This is a genomic window from Sphaerisporangium sp. NPDC049003 (assembly GCF_043197795.1).
Lineage (GTDB): Bacteria > Actinomycetota > Actinomycetes > Streptosporangiales > Streptosporangiaceae > Sphaerisporangium.
In genome coordinates, this window is the sequence record NZ_JBICTU010000005.1 from 202,354 (window position 1) to 219,760 (window position 17,407).

At 71.4% G+C, this 17,407-nt stretch carries 14 protein-coding genes; 6 read left to right on the forward strand and 8 right to left on the reverse strand.

The window, feature by feature from the left end; genetic code table 11:
* Positions 1–88 precede the first annotated feature (88 nt).
* A complete protein-coding gene (locus ACGFIV_RS07460) occupies positions 89–967 on the reverse strand; it encodes a zf-HC2 domain-containing protein (RefSeq protein WP_358546000.1) in 879 nt (292 codons plus the stop codon).
* 8 nt (positions 968–975) lie between these two features.
* Positions 976–1,521, reverse strand: a complete 546-nt coding sequence (locus ACGFIV_RS07465; RefSeq protein WP_380831328.1) for a sigma-70 family RNA polymerase sigma factor — start codon at positions 1,519–1,521, stop codon at positions 976–978.
* Positions 1,522–1,686: 165 nt separating this feature from the next.
* On the opposite strand from ACGFIV_RS07465, the gene ACGFIV_RS07470 reads away from it, so the two are divergent.
* The gene (locus ACGFIV_RS07470) at positions 1,687–2,328 is read left to right on the forward strand and encodes a DUF4142 domain-containing protein (protein ID WP_358545999.1); all 642 of its coding nucleotides are present in this window, start codon (positions 1,687–1,689) and stop codon (positions 2,326–2,328) included.
* A 143-nt stretch (positions 2,329–2,471) separates the two neighbouring features.
* On the opposite strand, the gene ACGFIV_RS07475 is transcribed toward ACGFIV_RS07470, so the two are convergent.
* The 4 genes from ACGFIV_RS07475 to ACGFIV_RS07490 form a co-directional block, all read right to left on the reverse strand.
* Positions 2,472–4,868 carry a GMC family oxidoreductase gene (locus tag ACGFIV_RS07475; RefSeq protein ID WP_358545997.1) on the reverse strand — a complete coding sequence of 799 codons (2,397 nt, stop codon included), beginning with the start codon at positions 4,866–4,868 and terminating at the stop codon, positions 2,472–2,474.
* 8 nt (positions 4,869–4,876) lie between these two features.
* A complete protein-coding gene (locus tag ACGFIV_RS07480) occupies positions 4,877–5,977 on the reverse strand; it encodes an alpha/beta fold hydrolase (RefSeq protein WP_358545995.1) in 1,101 nt (366 codons plus the stop codon).
* Between the two features lie 130 nt (positions 5,978–6,107).
* Complete coding sequence (locus ACGFIV_RS07485) at positions 6,108–9,023, reverse strand: helix-turn-helix transcriptional regulator (protein WP_392832871.1); 2,916 nt, start codon at positions 9,021–9,023, stop codon at positions 6,108–6,110.
* 268 nt (positions 9,024–9,291) lie between these two features.
* Positions 9,292–10,050 carry a helix-turn-helix domain-containing protein gene (locus ACGFIV_RS07490; RefSeq protein WP_358561057.1) on the reverse strand — a complete coding sequence of 253 codons (759 nt, stop codon included), beginning with the start codon at positions 10,048–10,050 and terminating at the stop codon, positions 9,292–9,294.
* Between the two features lie 122 nt (positions 10,051–10,172).
* On the opposite strand from ACGFIV_RS07490, the gene ACGFIV_RS07495 reads away from it, so the two are divergent.
* A complete protein-coding gene (locus tag ACGFIV_RS07495; protein ID WP_392832876.1) occupies positions 10,173–11,369 on the forward strand; it encodes a cytochrome P450 in 1,197 nt (398 codons plus the stop codon).
* Positions 11,370–11,384: 15 nt separating this feature from the next.
* Positions 11,385–11,576, forward strand: a complete 192-nt coding sequence (locus ACGFIV_RS07500; RefSeq protein ID WP_358561063.1) for a (4Fe-4S)-binding protein — start codon at positions 11,385–11,387, stop codon at positions 11,574–11,576.
* A 63-nt stretch (positions 11,577–11,639) separates the two neighbouring features.
* Here ACGFIV_RS07500 and ACGFIV_RS07505 read toward each other — a convergent pair whose 3' ends face one another.
* Both ACGFIV_RS07505 and ACGFIV_RS07510 read right to left on the reverse strand, forming a co-directional pair.
* Entirely contained in the window at positions 11,640–12,095 is a 456-nt protein-coding gene (locus tag ACGFIV_RS07505) for a hypothetical protein (RefSeq protein ID WP_358561066.1), read from the reverse strand.
* Entirely contained in the window at positions 12,092–12,526 is a 435-nt protein-coding gene (locus ACGFIV_RS07510) for a hypothetical protein (RefSeq protein WP_358561068.1), read from the reverse strand. Before ACGFIV_RS07510 ends, ACGFIV_RS07505 begins: the two co-directional genes overlap by 4 nt.
* A gap of 203 nt (positions 12,527–12,729) precedes the next feature.
* Between ACGFIV_RS07510 and ACGFIV_RS07515 the strand changes: the two genes are divergently transcribed.
* The 3 genes from ACGFIV_RS07515 to ACGFIV_RS07525 all read left to right on the forward strand — a co-directional run bounded on the left by ACGFIV_RS07515 (position 12,730) and on the right by ACGFIV_RS07525 (position 17,407).
* Positions 12,730–14,433, forward strand: coding sequence for a DUF1996 domain-containing protein (locus tag ACGFIV_RS07515; RefSeq protein ID WP_358561071.1), 1,704 nt, complete (start codon positions 12,730–12,732; stop codon positions 14,431–14,433).
* 581 nt (positions 14,434–15,014) lie between these two features.
* A complete protein-coding gene (locus ACGFIV_RS07520) occupies positions 15,015–16,394 on the forward strand; it encodes a cytochrome ubiquinol oxidase subunit I (RefSeq protein ID WP_358558718.1) in 1,380 nt (459 codons plus the stop codon).
* Positions 16,394–17,407, forward strand: a complete 1,014-nt coding sequence (locus ACGFIV_RS07525; protein WP_392832883.1) for a cytochrome d ubiquinol oxidase subunit II — start codon at positions 16,394–16,396, stop codon at positions 17,405–17,407. Before ACGFIV_RS07520 ends, ACGFIV_RS07525 begins: the two co-directional genes overlap by 1 nt.

Consider the following 17,407-nt stretch of genomic DNA (forward strand, 5'->3'; position numbering starts at 1 on the left):
GCGTGCCTCCGGGCCCCTCCCGGTGGCACGCGGATGCCCCGCGGCCAGGCGCCGTCGCCTGGCCCGCGCCCCCCTGTTTCCTCCCCGGTCAGGCGACGGGGATCGCCAGCAGGCGGACCCCGTCCTCCCTGCGTACCTCGAAATGGTCGATCTCGGCCTTGGTGAGGGCCGTGCCGCCCGTCAGGCGCAGCGGGTCGGGATGCCCGGCCACGCCGTACCCCTGCCCGGGTGGGATCCGCCAGCCGGACACGACGTCGGTGTCGCCGGACCGGGAGACGGCCACCAGGCTGCAACGCTCGGGCCCCCGCACCCCGGCGAGCTGGAAGGCGACCTCCGTGCCCCAGCCCTTGGCCACCATGCCGACCGAGCCGCTGACCCCCGTGTCGGGGCTGGTGCCCTCCCTGACGTCGGCCTTGGCGGAGCCGCTGGGCGCCGCCACGACCGTGGACGAGGGAGCCCCGCGCGGCCACAGCCGCGCCGTGGCGGTGCCGGTCGCCCCGATCACCAGGGCGGCGGCGACGCCGAGCCACATGGCCCTGCGGCGCCGGACCCGGGCCTCGGCGAGCTCGTCGTCCGGCCGTCCGGCGCGGGAGGCGGCCCGGCGATGGCTCCGGACGGGGGGCCTGCGCGGCGGATGAGGTGACCACAGGTCCCTCACCACGCCGGTGGGCGAGGATCCGTTCACGGCTCCGTTCGTCCTGTACCCGGTGCCGTTCACCGTGCCCGTGCCCGGGTCGTTCAGCGGGCTGAACACCGGGCCGGTCACCGTGCCCCGGGCCGCGTCGTCCACCGTGCCCTTCATGCCGCGCTTGATCACATCCAGCGCGTCGGGCAGCTCGTACATGTCCCGTAGCTCGTCCTGGCAGCTCGCGCAGTCGAGCAGGTGGAGATCGAAGGCCTCGGAGTCCTCCTTGTTGAGGACTCCGAGGATGTACGCGGCCACCTCGACGTGGGGGGGTGAATCCATGAGACCGGTCACCCCCTCTCCTTCATCGTCTTCTGGAGGGCGCGAAGCGCGTAGTACACCCGGGACTTGACCGTCCCGGGCGGAACTCCCAGCACCTCTGCCGCCTCATTGATCGTACGGTCGTGGAGGTAGGTCTGCACGAGCGCTTCCCGGTGTTCCTCCGAGAGGCTGTACAGGGCCTCCGATACCACCATCGCCGACAGCATCGGCTCAGACCCGTCGGGAATGGCGACGCTGTCAAGCCTGTCAGGTTCGACCTCCTGCGGACGCACCGATCGCTGCCGGTGGGCGTCGATGACGATCCTGCGGGCCACGGTCATGAGCCACGCCCACAGGAGGCCGGGCTCCCTGTTGAGCTTCCCCGCGTTCCGCCACGCGCGAAAGACCGTCTCCTGTACGACATCCTCTGCCCATTGCTGGTCGCCTCCAGTCAATCTGCGCACATTGCGGAGGAGGGGACCGCCGAACTCGCGGTAGAGCGTTGTGACCAGCTGCTCTTCCGAGTCGTCGTGGGCTTCCTCCGGTCGGGACCGGACGCTGCGGTGACGCTGCACAGGCACATGGTGGCAGCGCATCACCCGTCACGTGAGCAAATTCGGCAACTTCCGTAAGATTCGAAAATCTCACCACATTGGTTGAACCATCGGCGATTTCCCCCCGTACCTCCTCCTGACAAGCGCGCCGGTAGGGATCCGGGACACGAAAGGGAGAGGGCATCGGTGAACCGACTTCAACTCAGGTCCATGCGGCTCGTCGAGGTTCTCGCGGCGCTGACCTTCCTGGTCATCGCCACGGTGGCGGTCTTCATGATCGCGCCGAACGCCGTCACCTCGGCCAGCGGGGACTCCCCGGCCGACTGGACCGACACCGAGTCGGGCCCGCTCGGGCCGGCCGACCGCGACTTCCTCGTTCGAGTGCGGCAGGCGGGGCTCTGGGAGATCCCGACCGGGCAGCAGGCGCAGCAGCGGGCCGGGAGCACGCGGGTCAAGGAGGTCGGTCAGATGCTGGTCGCCGACCACACCAAGCTCGACGAGCAGGTGCGGGCCCTCGCCGCCAAGCTGAACGTCGAGCTGCCGAGCACGCCGAACGAGGACCAGCAGGGGTGGATGGCCGAGCTGTCCACCAAGACGGGCCAGGCCTACGACAAGACCTTCGCCGACCGCCTGCGAGCGGCGCACGGCAAGGTGTTCGCGGCGGTCGCCCTGGTCCGCGCGGGCACCAAGAACTCCGAGATCCGCGCTTTCGCGCAGGTCGCGGTCGACGTGGTCATGAAGCACATGACCCTCCTCGAAAGCACGGGCAAGGTCGACTTCGCGGCGCTGCCCACACCCCCGCCTCCCTCCCCTAACCCCTCCAAATAGGGGACGAAGGCGTCCAGAGAGCCATCTGTTTCACCCAGGCACCGCGTCGACCGCGACCGGCGCCGCCGAACCCCCGGGACCGGCGGCCGATCGGCGGGGGATCCACCTCCCTCTCACCGATCGGCCGCCTCGGGGTTTCCGCCTCACCCCGGTCCGTAGACGTCCCAGAGCTGACCGACGAAGAACTTCCCGAACCGGACCAGCGCGGCGACGCCGTGCGGGCCCTCGGTGTCGAAGCTCTTCAGGGTCGCGGCGAGGTCCAGGGGCTGGATGCGCAGCGTCCCCGCGCCGTCCACCACCGCCCCGTCGTCCCCGCCCTCCGGCACGTGACCCCGCAGCAACCGCGTGTACAGGGTCGAGGTGTCGAGCCACAGCCGTGTGGCGGGCCCGTGGTGTACGTCCTTCCAGCCGGCCAGGGTGCGGGCCTGGCCCTCGTGGTCGGTGAACCACAGCCGGTAACGCATCTCGCGCCGGTCGGGAGTGTCGCCCGGCGCGAAGAGGTTGAACCATCCTCGTTCGATCGGACGCCTGCCCCCGCAGAAGGCGGCGTCGATCCATCCCTCGGCCCGGGCGAGGTGCTCGGGCTCGGACAGGAAACGGTCCACATCGTCGACGTCGATGGTGAGCCGGAACGAGAACCGGTCACCGTCGGATCGTCCGGTCAGGCCACCGGAACGGGGGTCGGTCACGCCGAGGGAGACGAATCCGGCCATCTTCTCGGTGAACGACAGCGAAGTACGCTCGGCGGGCTCGCCCGCCACGAGGCTCAGCGCCTCCTCGGACAGGGCGGTTTCCACCCCTCCGGTTCCCACGGTCATTCGAGCCTGTCCTTCTTTCCTGTGCTGTGTTCCCACAGGCCGTTTTTCGAGCAGCCGGGTACACATGCGGTCGGCGAGCGCCGCTATGGTCAGCGACGGGTTGGCGCCCACAGGCCCCGGCAGGGCGGCGCCGTCGGCGACGTACAGCCCGGGATGGTCGAAGACCTCGCCGTAGGCGTCGCAGACGCCCTCGCCGGGGTGACGTCCCATCGGCACGCCGCCGAGCGGGTGAACCGTGATGATGCGTTTCCCGAGCCACGCGGGCAGGCCGGACTGCTCGGCTCCGAGCACGTCCGAGATGCGCCGCATGGTCGCGCGCAGGCGGTCGAAGTACTCCTCGCTCGCCTGCGAGCTCCATTTGACGTCGAGCCTGCCGTCGCGCAGCCGCAGCTCTCCGTCGGGTACGTCCCTGCCCATGCCGAGCAGCGGAAGGGAGCTTCCCGAGAGCTCTCCGTCGCCGACCAGGCCGGCGATCTCGGCGGACAGGTTGGTGTCGTGCGTGACGAAGGCGCGCAGGCGGTCGGCGATGAAGCGGGCGGCGCGCCGGATCTCGTGCCCCACGTCGGCGCCCTCGACCAGCCAGTCGATGAAGGCCGGGTATCCGCCGTCCTCGATGTAGGCGCCCCTGCCGGTCTCGCGCGTGCCGTCGGCGTCGTCGGGCAGGCGGATCGCGCTCGTGATGACCGGGCCCCGGCTGGCGTTGATCGTGCGGGTGCGGCTGCGGTCCTTGGCCCGCAGCAGGAACGTGAGCAGGTCGCCGTTGCCGGAGAACCGGCTGCCGAGCGTGCCGCTCAGCCCGGGGAGCCGCGCGCGGCTCCGCAGCAGGAGGTACGTCGTGCCGTACGTGCCGGCCGCGAGCACCAGCCGGTCGCAGCTGATGACGCGCGGGCCGCTCTCGGGGTGGTACCGGCGGTAGCTCACCTCGTAGCCGCCGCCCGCGCGCGGCCGGATCGCCCGCACCTCGTGGAGCGTGCGCAGGTCGGCGCCGTGGTGGCGGGCGGCGGAGAGGTAGGTGTGGTCGAGGCTGTTCTTGGCCCCGTCGTTGCAGCCGATGTCGCACTCGCCGCACAGCCGGCAGGTGCGGCGAGGCACGCCGTGCAGGTTGCCGTACCCGGGCTCGGCGATGGGGAGCCCGAGCCCCGGCTCGGCGCCCCTGATGGGGGAGAAGCTGATGGCCAGCGGCGGGAGCCGCCAGTCGAGCCCGAGCTCGGCGGCGGCGTCCTGCATGGCCCTGGTCTTCGGGGTGTCGGAGTAGACGGGGTGGTCGAGAGGGTACGGCGTGGCGCCGATCATCTGCTCCACCGCGTCGTAGTGGGGGTCGAGATCGGCCCGTGCCACCGGCCACGACTCGTACCCGCCCGCCGTCATCGGCTCCTCGTGCACGAACCAGCGCTCGTCCTTGCGCATCATCACGTTCGCGTAGATGAGCGAGCCTCCGCCGAGGCCGCTGGAGACCACCGAGTCGCAGCCGCCGAAGCTCCACACGTCGTACATGCCGTAGTGGCCCTCTTTGGGATCCCAGAAGGCCCTGCCCATCTCGGCGGGGCTGCGCGGGAACATGCCAGGCGCGTAGGCGCGGCCCCTCTCCATCACCACCACCGACAGCCCCGCCGAGGCGAGGCGGTACGCCGCGACCGAGCCGCCGAAGCCCGAGCCCACGACCAGCGCGTCGACATGCTCACTCTCGCGGGCGCCCGCGTGCGCCCCTCTCGCTGTGCTCATGAGGTCGCTCAGCCCGCGTTGCGCTTCAGGAAGTCGAGGACGCGGGGGAACACGTCCACGTGGGCGTCCTTGCCGATGAGCGGGTCGATGTGCCCGTACCCGGCCAGGATCTGCAGTTCGTGGCGGCCGGGCGCGAGTTTCGACAGCACCTTGTGGCACACGATGTTGGAGTCGGTGAAGACGTCGTTGTGGTCGCCGGTCATGAACAGCACGGGCGTCTCGACGTCGCCGGCCCGCTCCAGGTAGTCGTCGGGCAGGCCGGCGAGGGCGAGGCTGCCGGGGTCGCACTTCACCGCGTGACCGGCCCGCACCATCTTGCTGATGTGCCGGTAGTAGTTGACGTCGGACGCGCCGTTCAGGTCGGCGAGCCGCTCGTGGACGTGCGTGCGCGACGCGAGGTTGCGGTGGCGGTACATCGCCGGGCGCCCGCTGCCCCACATGAAGCTCTGCATGTGGCAGGCGGGCTCCCGGCACTCGGGGTGGAAGAACGAGATCGCGCGGGCGAGCAGCCAGCGCCGGGTCAGCGGCGGGGCGTCGTGGAACCGGGGGTCCAGGTAGGACAGGCCGAGGGCGTACTCCAGGAGGAGCGGACCGAGGCCCAGCTTGACGCGGGCCCAGGCGGGCACCCGCGGGGTCAGCCCCACACTGTTGGCGACCATGCTGGTGACGCCCTCGACCGCTCCTCCGAACAGGCTCATCTGGAACGACACCGACCCCAGGCAGTGCGCTATGACATGGATCCGCCGTGCCCCAACGTGACGGCGGAGCTCCTTCATGGCTGCCGGGTGGTCGTAGGCGGCGATGTCGTCCAGGGTCTGCCGCCGGGTCTCCATGTTGTACGGGAACCGGTTGCTCATCCGGAAGTCGAGCGTCCAGACGTCGCCGAAGCCGCTGTCCAGCAGGTAGCTCACCAGGTTGCGGTGCTCCGGCATGATGAACATGTCGCTCGACGAGGTCAGCCCGTGGACGAGCAGCACGACGTCGTCGGATTCCTGCGCGAGGAACCTCGTCAGCGTCAGACCGAGCTCGTCCTCGGTCGAGAAAGGATGCACCGACACCTCGGCGCCCCTCACGCCCTCAAGCGTGTACCGCGGTATGCGGTGCTCCATCTGACCGTCCTCCTCGTGACCCGGTCCAACAATGCCAACCGCCGGGCACGTACGGCATCGTGGAAACCCCGTACATAACTCCGGGGAACCCCGTACCCGGAGCAGGGGATTCCGTATATGAGACTCCGATTCAGGGGTTTCGGTTCAGCTTGGTGGCGACCCCGACCCGCGAGCCGACGCCGAGCTTGGCGAAGACGTGCGACAGGTGGGTCTCCACGGTGCGGACGCTGAGGAACAGTTGCTCGGCGATGAGCTGGTTGGTGAGCCCCTCGGCGACCAGCGTCGCGATCTCCAGCTCCCGGGGCGACAGCCCGTACGGCGCGGCGCCCTGGCCGCCCTGCCCGGCGGATCCGAGGGCGGAGACCCGCACGCCGAGCCGGCGGCGCTCGCGGATCGCCTGGGCCTCCAGCCCGCGCGCGCCGCACGCCTGGAAGACCTCGGTCGCCTCGCGCAGCCGCTCGCGGGCGAGGCGGCGCTCGCCGGCCTCGCCGTGGGCCAGCCCCGCCACCAGCAGCGCCCGCCCGGCGTCGAGGCGCCGCTCCCCGGCGGCCAGCAGCACGGCGGCCTTCCCGGCGTGGGCCGCCGCGGCGGCGGGGTCGACGGCGCGCAGGGCGTGGGCGCGGGCGAGCGGGATCAGGCCCGAGAAGACCGGCAGATGGGGATGGGAGAGGTCGGCGGCCCGCTCGGCCCACGCGGCGGCCTCGTCGCTCCGGCCCCGGGCGGCCTCGGCGTGGGCGAGCAGCTCGCAGCAGGCGATCAGCGTGCCCCGGTCGAGACGTGGCTCCTCGAACCCGGCGCAGGCGTCGAGGACGGCCTGGATGCCCTCCTCCAGCCGCCCGGCGGCGATCAGCGCCGATCCCCGGGCGTGCCGCGCCATGTCGCCCCACGCCTCGCCGCCGCCGACGCCCGCCTGGACGGCCTCCTCGCCGGCGCGCAGGCCGGCGTCGTGGTCACCGGTCCAGACCGAGCCCATGCAGAGCTGGGTGAGGGCGAACACCAGTTGCTGCCCCGACTCCAGCAGCCGGGCCCCCTCGACCGACTCCTCGACGGTGGCCAGCGCCTCGGGGAGCCGTCCGAGCACGATGAGGGTGCGGGCCTTGCCGGCGAGCAGGTTGGTCAGTATGTAGGTCTGCCCGGTGGAGCGGGCCACGGCGGCGGCGCGCTCGAAGTGGCGCAGCGCCACCGAGTAGCGGCCCATGTTGGTCTCCGCCCAGCACAGCCAGGCCACCGCGTCCAGCCACTCGGCCAGGTGCTCGTCCAGGGCCGTGGTGATGAGCCGGTCGGCGGCGTCCGCGCTGCGCAGCGCCTCCTCCATCCGGCCCGCGGCGTAGGCGGGCATCGGGCGCAGCGCCGCCACCGCCATGGCGAGGTCGGGCTCCCAGTCGTCCCCGGAGTCCGGCATCAGGTCGAGGACGGCCTGCGCGGCGCGGAAGTCGACCCGCATCATGCTCTCGGCGACCAGCCGCATCCGCAGGGGGATGGCCGCGGCGGCGCGGGGGTCGGGCATCCGGCGCAACTCGTCCAGCAGCAGGGCGCGCGCCTCGTGGGGGCGGTCGAGCTGGCGTTCCATGAGGGCGCAGATGCGCGCGGCCCTGGCCCGGCGCGCGTGGTCGTCCTCGGGCAGCAGTCGCAGCAGCTCGCGGGCGGTGTCGCGGCCCTCGGTGAGCCGGCCGCTGACACCCTGCGCCCGGCTCAGCTCCAGGAGCAGCTCCAGCCGTTCCTCCAGCGTGCCCGGCTCCTCGGGCATCAGGTCGAGGGCCTTGCGCAGCCAGTGGGCGGAGGTGACCGGAGCCTGGGCGGCGACCGCGCGGGCGGCCTCCACCAGGGTGGCGACCGCCCGCTGGTCGCCGAAGGAGCCGGACCGCTCGAAGTGGTGGGCCTGGACGGTGGCCGGCGCGCCGAGGGAGGCGAGGTGGGCGGCCAGCCGGGCGTGGGCCGCGAGCTGCCAGCCGGCGGCAGAGGACTCGTAGGCGGCCCGCCGGACCAGCGGGTGGCGGAACCGGAACCGGCCCGCCGCGGCGGGCCGGACGATGTCGCGGGCGACCAGCTCGTTGAGCGCCTCCAGCGCGGTGGCCTCGGAGACCTGGGCGGTGGCGGCGGCCAGGGCGGGCTCGAACTCGTCCGCCGTCACCGCCGCCGCCTGGGCGACCAGCAGCGACCCGGGGGACAGGTCGCCGAGCTCCACCTGGAGCGCGGCGCGTACGGTCGGCGGCAGCTCGCTGACGTCGAGCCGGCTCATGCGGGCCAGCGCCTCCAGGTAGAAGGGGTTGCCGCCGCTGGCCTCGTACAGCGCCCGGCCGCGTGTGCGGTTGACGCGCGGGCCGAGGAACTCCTCCACCTCGGCCTGGTTGAGCGGGCCGACCGTGACCTGCCGTCCGTGGCCGCCCGCGCTCATGACCAGCGCCGCCAGGCGCGGGGTGACCTGCGCCGGGCGGTAGGCGACGGTGACCAGCACCTTGCCGCGCGGCGGGTGGCGGACCAGATGGTCGAGGAACTCCGCCGAGCTGTCGTCGGCCCAGTGAACGTCGTCCAGGATCAGCGCGAGCCCGGACGGGGCCGCCACCTCGTCGATGAGCTGCCGCAGCGCGCGGTAGAGCCGGTAGCGCACCATGCCGCTCTGGTCGGCGGCCTCGGCCCCCTCGGCTCCCTCGGGCATCTTGGCGGCGAGCGCGGGGAACACGGTGGCGAGCTGCCGGGCCTGCCCCGCTCCGAGCCGTTCGGACAGCTCGTCGCGGTGGGCCTCCAGGTGGTCGTCCAGGGCGTCGACGAGCGCGCTGAACGGCATGATCTGCTCGAACTCCGCCGCCCTGCCCCACAGTGTGCTGAGCCCCGCGCCCGCGGCGGACGAGGCGAGCTCGGCCAGCAGCCGCGTCTTGCCGGCCCCCGGCTCCCCGACCACGGCCAGGAACTGGAACCCGCCGGTGAGCGTCGCGTCGACCGTCTGGGTGAAGGAGCGGAGCGCGTCGCGGCGGCCGACGAGCGGGATCCCGCCGGTGTGGGCCGTCTCGGACCCCTCGCCAGCTGGCAGAGTCTCACGACTGTTCATGTCTGTACCCCACAGCGAGACGGAACACCACGAACAGCCGCGCCGCAATCCAATTCCGCCAGGGACTTGGCGCGGGACTCCCGAGGGGGCGCGATGCTCACGGTCGAGGGCTCACCACGTGGACGCCCTCGGAGGATGATTTTGTCGTAAAACAGGCTGGTGGCGAGCTGATCACCCTGATCAAACCGTTTCGGCCCACAATGCGTGCCGCATCACCCCATCGGTTACCCTTTTGTAGCGAAAATGCCTGCTGCACAGGGGGAGCGGCCTAGGAACGGCCGGCGGTCGTCGCCTCTCTGGACGTGCCGAGGGCGCCCGCGCCCGTGTCGAGCGAGAGCAGCCCGTTCACCGCGATGTCGACGCCCCTGCGGATCGCCGCCCACCTCATGGCGGGCGGGTCGCCCCTGTCCCTGCTGGCGATGGCCGCCATCTTGGCCGCTCCGACGAACACGCCGACGGCGGCGGCGGCCTCGATGGGGTCGAGCTCGCCGGGATAGGCCCGCCGCAGCGCCTCGGCGAGCTCCCGCTGGACGTCGAACAGCAGGTGCAGCGCGCGGGACTGGAGGGCCGGGACCGACAAGATCAGGTGGGAGCGCGCGGGGGTCATCTCCAGAGCCACCTCGGCGTCCTCGGCGACCTGGGCGTCCCCGGGGTCCTCGATCTCCTCGGCGTCATGGGTGTCCGAAGGGTCGTGGGAGTCCGAGGGGTCGTGGGTGTCCGCGGCGCCGAGGTTGAAGGTGGCCTCGGCCACCCGGAGCAGGAGCTCCACCACCGGCTCCGATGGCCGCCGGCCGGCGATGACGGCGAGCGCGCGGTCGACGCGCGTGCGCGTGTCGAAGAACACGACGTCTTCCTTGCTCGCGAAGTAGCTGAAGAACGTGCGTGTGGACACGTCGACGGCGGCCGCGATCTCGGCCACGGTCGTCTCCTCGAACCCCTTGTCCTCGAAGAGGCGCATGGCGGACTCGATCAGCGCCCGGCGCGTGCGCAGCTTCTTGCGTTCTCTCAGACCGGGACCATGGTCCATGGGGGAACTTTACTGCATCCGCTGTTTTCTTTCATCCATTGCAATTTCAAAGAGGGTACTGTTTTCTGTGACTACAGGAAAGGGCGTCAAGTTTCGACCGCTGTAAAGTCAAGGAGCGCGTCATGACCAAGGCAATGCCCGAACCGGTCACCCTTCCGATGTCACGGAAGAACCCGGTGGACCCCCCAGATGACCTGGGACGTTGGCGTGAGGAAGGCCCGATCAGGCCGATGCTCTACGCCGACGGCCACGTGGGATGGATAGCCACCCGGTACGAGACCGTGCGCGCGGTGCTCGCCGATCCCCGTTTCAGCACCCGCATCGAGTTGATGCACCCGCCGATCGGTGACCTGCTGAGGCAGGCGGCGCTCAGGAAGCGCCCCGGGTTCTTCCTCCGAGAGGACCCGCCCGAGCACACGCGCTTCCGCCGGCTGCTCACCGGCCAGTTCACCGTCCGCCGCATGAAGCAGCTGGAGCCGAGGATCGAGAAGATCACCTCCGACCAGCTGGACGCCATGGAGAAGGCCGGCTCACCCGCCGACCTGGTGGAGCTGTTCGCGCTGCCGATCCCCTCCCTGGTGATCTGTGAGCTGCTGGGCGTGCCCTACTCCGACCATCACCGGTTCCAGCGCGACTCGGCCAGGCTGCTGAGCCTCAAGTCGACGCCGGAACAGGTGAGCGAGGCGATGGACGGCCTGATGGACTACCTTCACGACCTCGTGGTCAGCAAGCGCGCCCAGCCGGACGACGCCCTGCTCAGCGGGCTGGTCGCCACGGGGGAGCTCAACGACGAGGAGATCACCGGCGTGGCGGTGCTCCTGCTCATCGCGGGCCACGAGACCACGGCGAACATGCTGGCACTCGGCACGTACACGCTGCTGAACAACCCCGACCAGCTCGCCGCGCTTCGCGGGGACCCCTCACTGGCCGAGAGCGCCGTCGAGGAACTCCTGAGGTTCCTGACGATCGTCCACATCGGCCCGATGCGCACGGCCCTGGAGGACGTCCAGGTGGAGGGCCAGACGATCAAGGCGGGGGAGGCGGTGACGCTGTCGCTGGGCGCCGCCAACCGTGATCCAGGACGCTTCGAAACCCCCGATAAGCTGGACATCACGCGTCAGGCCACGGGGCACGTCTCGTTCGGCCACGGCATCCACCAGTGTCTCGGCCAGCAGCTCGCCCGCATCGAGATGCGCATCGGATACCCGGCCCTGCTACGGCGCTTCCCCGACCTGCGTCTCGCCATACCGAGCGAGGAGGTCTCGATGCGTTCCGACATGGCTATCTACGGCGTTCACCGGTTGCCGGTCGCCTGGTAGGAGGTTTCCCAACTCATGCGGATAAAAGCGGATACCGATGTCTGCATCGGAGCCGGGATGTGCGTGCTCACGGCTCCCGAGGTGTTCGACCAGAGCGAGGAGGACGGCACCGTGCTGCTGCTCACCGATGAGCCGTCCGCCGCGCAGGAGGCGGGCGTCCGCCGCGCGGTGCAGGTGTGCCCGTCCGGGGCCCTGTCCATCTCCTGAGCACTTCTGAGGATCCGCCGTCCCGCGCGGGGCCGAGCCGTTCTCGGCGACCGGCCCCGCGCGTCACGGCATGGGCATCGTGTGCTCACCGGGCGGCATGGTGTGACCCTCCGGCATGGGCTCGCCGGACGGCATCATGTGCCCGCCCATCCTGACGCTGCCGCCGAGCGTCGCGCGGAAGGACTCCAGCATCTCCCGGGTGTTGCCGAGGACGATCCAGCGCGTGCCGATGAGGTAGGCGCCGCCGTAGCTCAGCGCGTCGTCCAGCCACTCCTGCTTGCCCTTCTCCGTCGCGAACGTCGTGACGGAGTACTGGCCCTTGCCGGTCTTGCACACGCCCTGCCGCAGCTCGTCGGCCTCGACCTGCATCTGGGGCTTCCCGCAGCCGGTCCTGGCCGCGATCTCCTCCACGGTGGCGGGCCCGCCGGTGGCGCCGCGCGCGGTGCCGCACCCGCCGAGGGCGGCGAGGGCGAGGGCGGCGCCGGCCAGCGCGGCCGTACGCCTGGCGCGGCCCGTCATGGCGCGGTCGTCTCGATGTTGCCGCCGACCTTCTCGCTGAAGGACCGCAGCACCCCCGGGTCGTTGCCCGCGATGACCCAGCGCGTGCCGACGAGGTAGTTGCCGCCCCACTTCTTGGCCTCCTCCAGCCACTCGGCCTTGCCCTTGTCGGTGGAGAACGTCGTGACGGTGTACTGGCCCTTGTCGGTCTTGCACACGCCCTGGCGTAGCTCCTCCGCGTCGGTCTGGACCTGCGGTTTGGCGCATCCCGTCTTGGTGGCGAGCTGCTTGAGGGTGGCCGGGGGGCCGGGGTCGGCCGCGGCGGCGCCGCCCGCCGCCGCGAGGGAGGGGTCGTCCGAGGTCGCGCCGCCACCGCATCCCGTGACGAGCGCGAGCGCGAGGGCGGACCCGGCGAGGGCGGTCGCGCGCGTGGTGAGGCTTGGGCGTCCCATGGCGGATCTCCGATCAGTGTGCCTGCAGAAGTCACCGTCAGCGGGTACGCGCGGGGAGCGGGTCCGGTTCAGTAGTTACGGATGAGTCAGGTGGGAACAGAAGTTTTCCCGGATGTCGAACTCTTCCGGTCCGTGCCGCGTACCTCGTGACGATGGGGCACCAACCAATGCCGCCATGAGCACGTACTCCGGGAGGAGTTCGAATGATCCGAATCCAGCACAGACGGCGGTTCAGGCCCGTCCTGAGTGTCCTTGCCCTGGGTGGGGCGGGGGTCGGTCTCGTCGTGGCGAGCCTGGCTCCGGCTGGGCAGGCGGTCAGCGCGGACGGGTCGCTGCCGGCCCTCACCGCCGGCGCCGGCTACAGCCTTGTGAGCATCGTGAGCACCGGCGCGCCCAGTCCCGACGCGGGGCAGAACGGCGAGAGCCAGGCCGCCGCGCCTTCCGAGGCTCCGAGCCCGTCTGAGGACCCAGGTCCGTCCCAGGCTCCCAGCGCGTCCGACGACCCGAGCGCCTCCGGCGACCCCGGCGCCTCCGAGTCGCCCAGCGCCCTTGCGAGGACCGGCGCGGGCGAGGTCCGTACGGTGAACTGCCCGGCGGTCGCCGACAGGTTGACCGACGTTCCCGCCGCCGCCCAGGCCGAGGTGGACCGGAACCTGGTGACGATCGACAGGCAGATCGCCCAGGCGAACCAGCGGCTTGCCAGGATCGGCGCCCGCGCGAGCAACAGCCAGATCCGCAACGCGGTGCTCAACCCGCTGCGGTTCCAGCGCTCGGTCACGGTCAACCGCATCGGGACCGCCCTGCGGCGCGCCGGCACCCGGGCCGACCTGCGGAACCTGACGGCGTGTACGGTGCGGAACGGCGCGGGCGGCGGGCAGTCCCCGTCTCCGAGCCCCACGGCCACCGCCACCGGCGACCCTTCCGCCTCGCCGTCGCCCAGCGACACCGCGAACCCCACCGCGAGCCCGACGGGCTCGGGTTCGGCCTCTCCCTCCGCCTCGCCCAGCGCCACGGCGACCGGCGGCGCGACAGGCCCCTCGCCCGACGACTTCGTCGACATCCGCACCGTGCGGCCCAACGCCGACAAGCCGCGCGACCAGCAGGGCGCGTCGAGGGGCACCTTCGTCTCCCGGTGCGGGCGCAACGAGGACGGCCACCACAACTCCGACAACGTGATCGTCGCGCCGGGGGTCACCAACGGCGCCCACCACGTCCACGACTACGTGGGCAACCGGGACACCAGCGGCTTCTCGACCAACGACAGCCTCCAGGCGGCCGGCACCACCTGCTCCAACGGCGACAAGTCCACCCATTACTGGCCGGTCCTGCGCCTGCAGAAGGGCAAGGGTGACGACGCCGACAAGCCCGGCGGCGGCCTGGACGGCAACGTCGGCCAGATCGTGCGCCCCGCCACCGTCACGCTGACGCTGAGCGGTAACCCCACCAGCAAGGTGGTCGGCATGCCGGTCTTCCTGCGCATCATCACCGGGGACGCCAAGTCGTTCACCAACGGCCCGACGAACGCCAACGCCCGGTGGACGTGCACGGGGTTCGAGAACCGTCAGCTCAAGGACAAGTACCCGATCTGCCCGCGCGGCAGCCAGGTGGTGCGCCTCCTGCGGTTCCAGAGCTGCTGGGACGGTAAGAACACCGACAGCGCCAACCACCGCACGCACGTCGCGTTCACCGGGGCCGACGGGTCGTGTCCCAGCGGGTTCCAGGCCATCCCGGCCCTGGAGCAGCGCATCACCTACAACGTGCCGCCCGGTCCGGGCTTCGCGCTCGACAGCTTCCCCGAGCAGCTCCACAAGCCGGTCACCGACCACGGCGACTTCATCAACGTGATGTCGGAAGCGCTGATGAAGCAGGCCGTCGACTGCATCAACAACGGCAGGCGCTGCGGCTGACCCTGACATCACCGACCGGTAGAACCGGGACACGCGCGCATGGGCGTCGCCCCGCGAGGAGCTTCTCGCGGGGCGACGCCTTCGCGCTCTGGGCCCCGGCCACCGGTCGCGGTCGCCGGGCCCGTGTCGCCGACGGTTTCCAGGAGTCGTCGACTTCTAGAAACCGTTCTAGTAGTCGTCGTCGAAATCGTCGTCGTAGTCGTCGTCCCAGTCGTCGTCCCCGCCCCGAAGGTGCAGGGCCGGCAGAGGACCGGTGGCGATGAGTCGTCTGAGCATGGGAATCACTCCGTATCCAGATTCGTCTGCGGCCTTCAGGGGTGTGGTGCGCCCTGGGCCTACGGAGCGTCGCGATGGGTTCCCGGGAGACGCCATACGGCGCGGTACGACCCCCACACTAGCCAGGCCACGCGCACGGGTCACCCGAGGGGAGTTAAATCCGTAACCGGGTTCGGGCAAAGGCGCCACGGCCCCGCGCGACGCGCCGCGTGGGAAGCCGCTCTCCCGTACACCAACCGCTTAACCTGCAGAAACAGACCACGCGTGCCTCGACCGGCGCGCCATGGGCGCGGCGGGAGGTGCGGATGGCGACGTGGCAGTCGGTCCTCGCGGCCGCCGGCCCGGCGACCCCGGCCGACCTCGTCGCGGCCCGCACGCAGATGGCGCTGTCGCTCGGCTGGCACATCGTGCTCGCCTGCCTGGGCGTCGGCATGCCCGCGCTGATGCTGATCATCGAGTGGCGGGGGATCCGCACCGGGGACGCCGACTACACGCGGCTCGCCCGCCAGTGGGCCAAGGCGATCGGGGTGCTGTTCGCGGCCGGCGCGGTGTCCGGCACGATCCTCAGCTTCGAGCTCGGCCTGCTCTGGCCGGGGATGATGGGCACCTACGGCCAGGTGATCGGGCTGCCGTTCGCGGCGGAGGGCATCGCGTTCTTCATCGAGGCCATCTTCCTCGGCATCTACCTGTACGCGTGGGACCGCGTCCCGCCCAGGGCCCACCTGCTCAGCGGCATCCCGGTGCTGGTCGCGGGAACGCTGTCGGCGTTCCTGGTGGTGTGCGCGAACGCGTGGATGAACGCGCCGCGCGGATTCGCCCTCAGGGACGGGGTGGTGAACCGGGTGAGCCCCTGGCGGGCGATGTTCAACCCGGCCGTGCCCCACGAGACCCTTCACATGATCGTGGCGGCCTTCATGGTCGCGGGTTTCCTGGTCGCCGGGGTCTACGCCGCGGGCATGCTCCGGGGTCACCGTGACCGTTACCACCTGCTGGGGTTCCTGGTCCCCTTCACCCTGGCGGCGGTGTTCACCCCGATCCAGATCCTGGTGGGCGACTTCGCGGGCAAGCGCGTCGCCACGCTGCAGCCCACCAAGCTCGCCGCCGCCGAGGCGCTGTTCCGTACGGGGGCGGGCGCTCCGCTGAGCGTCGGCGGGATCGTCACCGGCGATCGGCTGCGCTACTCCATCGAGATCCCGTACGGGCTGTCGCTCCTGGTGGGGCACAACCCCGGCACCGTCGTCCAGGGACTCGACGCGGTCCCGAGGGCCGCCCGCCCGCCCGTCATGATCGTCCATCTGGCCTTCGACATGATGGTGGGGATGGGCTTCCTCCTGCTCCTGCTGTCCGCCTGGCTGGGCTACACCTGGTGGCGGCGGAGGGAACTGCCCCGCTCACCGTGGTTCCTGCGGGCGGCCGCCCTGTCGGGGGTGTTCGCGGTGGTCGCGGTGGAGGCGGGGTGGACCGTCACCGAGGTAGGCCGCCAGCCGTGGACGGTGTACGGGCATCTGCGCACGTCCGACGCCGTGAACCCCGCCCCCGGACTGTGGACCGGCTTCGTGGTCGTCGCGCTCGTCTACACGGTGCTCACCGTCGTCACCCTCTACGTCATGCGCCTGATCAGGTGGAGCGAGAGACCGGTCGCCCCCCAGGAGCGGGACCGCACGCGCGAGCCGGAACCCTCCTGATGGACACCGCGCGGATCGTGCTGGTCGTGATGTGGGTGGGGATCACCCTGTACGCGCTCCTGGCCGGGGCCGACTTCGGCGGGGGCGCCTGGGACCTGCTCGCCGGGCGCAGCCGTACGGGCATGGCGCGGCGCGGCCTCATCGAGCGGTCGATCGGGCCGGTCTGGGAGGCCAACCACGTATGGCTGATCTTCGTGCTCGTGCTGCTGTGGACGGCGTTCTCGGGGGTGTTCGCCTCGGTGATGTCGACGCTGTACATCCCCCTGACGCTGGCGGCGATCGGGATCATCGCCAGGGGCACGGCCTTCGCCTTCCGCAAGGCCGCCACGGAGCTCTGGCAGCGGCGCCTTTTCGGCGGGGCCTTCGCCGTCTCCTCCGTCCTCACCCCGTTCTTCCTCGGCACGGCCGCCGGGGCCATCGCCTCGGGACGGGTGCCGCCGGGGCTGGCCAGGGGGGACATCCTGACGAGCTGGCTCAACCCGACCTCGCTGCTGGGCGGGGTGCTGGCCGTCATGGTCTGCGTCTACCTCGCCGGGGCGTACCTGTGCGACGACGCCGTCGAGGCCGGGCGTCCCGATCTGGCGGAGTGGTTCCGCGTGCGGGGGCTGGTCGCGGCCGTGCTCATCGGGGCCGTCGCGCTCGGCGGCATCGCCGTGCTGCGCTGGGACGCCCCGGGGCTGTTCACCGGGCTCACCCACCGGGGGCTTCCCCTGGTCGTGGCCGGGGCCGTGCTCGGCGTCGGCTCCCTGGTCCTGCTCTGGCGGCGCGTCTACCCGCTGGTCCGTGCCACCGCCATGCTGGGCGTCATCACGATCCTGTGGGGATGGGCGCTGGCGCAGTTCCCCGTCATGCTCCCGCCGTCCCTCACCTACCGCCAGGCCGCCGCAGAGCCCTCGGTACTGACCGCCACCCTCGTCGTGACCGCCATCGGCGTGGCGCTGATCGCGCCGTCCATGGCCTGGCTGCTCGCCGTCCAGCGGCGGGCGCTGCGCGACACCGGCACTCCGGAGTGA

Bases quoted from the DNA above. Each gene is read 5' to 3' on its own strand.
- ACGFIV_RS07485 (WP_392832871.1), bottom strand. From the start codon at position 9,023: ATGAACAGTCGTGAGACTCTGCCAGCTGGCGAGGGGTCCGAGACGGCC.
- ACGFIV_RS07490 (WP_358561057.1), bottom strand. From the start codon at position 10,050: ATGGACCATGGTCCCGGTCTGAGAGAACGCAAGAAGCTGCGCACGCGC.
- ACGFIV_RS07495 (WP_392832876.1), top strand. From the start codon at position 10,173: ATGACCAAGGCAATGCCCGAACCGGTCACCCTTCCGATGTCACGGAAG.
- ACGFIV_RS07525 (WP_392832883.1), top strand. From the start codon at position 16,394: ATGGACACCGCGCGGATCGTGCTGGTCGTGATGTGGGTGGGGATCACC.
- ACGFIV_RS07515 (WP_358561071.1), top strand. From the start codon at position 12,730: ATGATCCGAATCCAGCACAGACGGCGGTTCAGGCCCGTCCTGAGTGTC.
- ACGFIV_RS07500 (WP_358561063.1), top strand. From the start codon at position 11,385: ATGCGGATAAAAGCGGATACCGATGTCTGCATCGGAGCCGGGATGTGC.
- ACGFIV_RS07460 (WP_358546000.1), bottom strand. From the start codon at position 967: ATGGATTCACCCCCCCACGTCGAGGTGGCCGCGTACATCCTCGGAGTC.
- ACGFIV_RS07475 (WP_358545997.1), bottom strand. From the start codon at position 4,868: ATGAGCACAGCGAGAGGGGCGCACGCGGGCGCCCGCGAGAGTGAGCAT.
- ACGFIV_RS07520 (WP_358558718.1), top strand. From the start codon at position 15,015: ATGGCGACGTGGCAGTCGGTCCTCGCGGCCGCCGGCCCGGCGACCCCG.
- ACGFIV_RS07510 (WP_358561068.1), bottom strand. From the start codon at position 12,526: ATGGGACGCCCAAGCCTCACCACGCGCGCGACCGCCCTCGCCGGGTCC.
- ACGFIV_RS07480 (WP_358545995.1), bottom strand. From the start codon at position 5,977: ATGGAGCACCGCATACCGCGGTACACGCTTGAGGGCGTGAGGGGCGCC.
- ACGFIV_RS07505 (WP_358561066.1), bottom strand. From the start codon at position 12,095: ATGACGGGCCGCGCCAGGCGTACGGCCGCGCTGGCCGGCGCCGCCCTC.